This window comes from Deinococcus murrayi DSM 11303 (genome assembly GCF_000482805.1).
GTDB classification, from domain to species: Bacteria; Deinococcota; Deinococci; order Deinococcales; family Deinococcaceae; genus Deinococcus; species Deinococcus murrayi.
Map to the genome: position 1 here is coordinate 1 of NZ_AXWT01000059.1, position 1,592 is coordinate 1,592.

The window sequence follows — 1,592 nt, forward strand, 5'->3', positions numbered from 1 at the left end:
TTCGGAGAACTGACGGGTTTTCATAGAGGTCGCCTCACTTTCCAGCCTAGGGCTGGGGGCGAGCCTGAGTCTCTAGTCCTGACCGTCCAGTTTTCAGGGAGCAGACCACCCGCAGCGCCGCAAGCACCTCTTCCCAGGGGGCGGTCACGGTCGTGGGGAGCAGGGTCGTGCTGCCGTGCCGGGCGTGAAAGCGGGCCAGGGTGACAAGGCCTTCTGGGCCATCCATCGCGTCGCCCCCTCCCCCGCCGTGAACGTGGGTGTCGATGAAGCCGGGCAGGATAAAGCGGCCCTGCGGGGCATTCTCCAGCGGTGTGACGGCCTCGATGTACCGCCCGAAGCGCAGCTCGCCGCTCGTGACGCCCCCCGGCAAGATGAGTTGCCCGCGCAGCCGCCCCATCAGCCAGGAATCCAGTAGCGCTCGCCCGCGCAACTGCAGCACAGGGGCTGCCCCCCCGGCCCAGTGACCTGACGCTCGTTGATGATTTCTTCGCCGCACTCCGCGCAGGTGGTCCGCACGCCCGGCACGCTGACCAGGGCTGCGAGGTCGAGGGTGAGGCGCACGGGCTGCACGGCAAAGAGCGCCTCGTCGGGCCAGGTCTGGTAGGCCTCCAGGTAGGCGGGCCAGCGTTTTTGTCCCTGGGGACGGCTCGCCAGCACCCGCGCCCGCAGGTCGGGGTGAGGGGCGAGGCGGACGGCCTGCCCGGTCTTCGTGTCGGCAAAGGTGGCGGCTACCTTGCCGTGGTCGACCAGGCGCAGGGTGCGGCGGCCCAGCCAGCAGCCACTCGCGACCGACACGCCGTCCGCAAAGCAGCCGTCCGTCTCGACAAAGACGATGACCCGTTTGTCGGTGCGGGGAAACTCCAACCCCAGCCACGCCCCCGCGAGGAGGCCGAGGCGAACCCCCAGCACCTGCCGGGGGCAGAGGTGACGGTGCAGGGCCGCACTCTGCGCGAGGAGGGCGGGCAAGCGTTCGGCGCTGGGGGATGGCAGGCTCATGACAGGCAGCTCCTGGGAAAGAGACGGGGAGGAAGCGGGGCCAGATAGCTCCGGTCTCACATCAGAGAAAGCATAAAGCCCAAAAACCTCTCTGCGGCCCGCAGATATGCCAGGCTGGGGGCTAAAGGTCCGCTGTCTCCCCCAAGTGTCCCCCGTTTCCACAGGAGGCCCCTATGAGCAGCCAGAAGTTCCGTGACCTCCACGCCCCGACCTCGGAAAGTGGGGGCCAGTTTGCGGCGAGCGCCGACCGCGGGCACCGGGATGAAGATGCCCTGGGTGCCCTGGAGGTCGCCCACGAGCGCGAGCTGGGGTCATTCGGGTGGACTGGTCTCACCGGAATGACGGGCGCAACCTCGGAGCACCCACCCTGGATGCTTTTAAGCCCTCGCGGGAGTATAAGCCGGTGCTGACCGCGGGGTCGTGGGGGACCGCGATGGTGGACGAACTCCAGCCGCTGCTGTGGGGGAACGGCATTCATACCTGGAGAGAACGGCTTTTTCGGCTGGTCTGCTCCCCGAAAACTGGACGGTCAGGACTAGAGACTCAGGCTCGCCCCCAGCCCTAGGCTGGAAAGTGAGGCGACCTCTATGAAAACC

2 protein-coding genes are annotated in these 1,592 nt (G+C 67.5%); both read right to left on the minus strand.

The features are described from left to right. Positions 1-46: 46 nt before the first annotated feature. Positions 47-439 carry a hypothetical protein gene (locus tag H565_RS0109080; protein WP_342663799.1) on the minus strand — a complete coding sequence of 131 codons (393 nt, stop codon included), beginning with the start codon at positions 437-439 and terminating at the stop codon, positions 47-49. Then, positions 397-996 (minus strand): FmdE family protein, encoded by a 600-nt coding sequence (locus H565_RS0109085; protein ID WP_051363517.1) that lies wholly within the window; start codon positions 994-996, stop codon positions 397-399. The genes H565_RS0109080 and H565_RS0109085 overlap by 43 nt, the downstream gene beginning before the upstream one ends. Positions 997-1,592: the final 596 nt, after the last annotated feature.

Bases quoted from the DNA above. Each gene is read 5' to 3' on its own strand.
- H565_RS0109085 (WP_051363517.1), bottom strand. From the start codon at position 996: ATGAGCCTGCCATCCCCCAGCGCCGAACGCTTGCCCGCCCTCCTCGCG.